Origin of the sequence: Blastomonas sp. UPD001 (assembly GCF_003426715.1) — a bacterium.
Taxonomy (GTDB): domain Bacteria; phylum Pseudomonadota; class Alphaproteobacteria; order Sphingomonadales; family Sphingomonadaceae; genus Blastomonas.
Map to the genome: position 1 here is coordinate 1 of NZ_QKVT01000160.1, position 541 is coordinate 541.

1 protein-coding gene is annotated in these 541 nt (G+C 66.0%); it reads left to right on the forward strand.

All coding sequences use genetic code 11. The features are described from left to right. Positions 1-239: 239 nt before the first annotated feature. Positions 240-541, forward strand: a 302-nt coding sequence (locus DM995_RS20065) for a sulfite exporter TauE/SafE family protein (protein ID WP_157973412.1), incomplete at its 3' end; no start/stop codon positions are given.

Consider the following 541-nt stretch of genomic DNA (forward strand, 5'->3'; position numbering starts at 1 on the left):
GCAAGGCGGCAAGCCCTGGGTGCACCGGGTCGATATCGGCCCGCGCGCCGCGCTGACGGTGCCGGTCGAAAACGGCTCGCTGGCGCTGGCGCTCGACTGGCGACAGCGAATCGATGGTGCCGCGCGGCCGAGTTCGGGTGCGGCGTTCACCTTATCCGCGGGTTTTTGAGGCAAAGCAGGTCCAGCCGGTCGCTTGCCCCTTCTGCTGATGGACCAAAGCGGCTAGCGTTTTGTCACCCATGGATGTCTATCTTCCCATCGCGAATCTTTCGGTCAACGCGCTCGTCATCATCGGGCTGGGTGGGCTTGTCGGCATTCTGTCGGGCATGTTCGGGGTTGGAGGCGGGTTCCTGACCACGCCGCTGCTGATCTTTTACGGCATTCCGCCGACCGTCGCGGCGGCCTCGGCATCGACCCAGGTGACCGGTTCCAGCGTGTCGGGCGTCATCGCGCACAGCCGCCGCAACGGCGTCGATTACCAGATGGGCGGAGTGCTGGTCGTCGGCGGCATTTTGGGCACGCTGGCGGGGGCTGCGGTGTT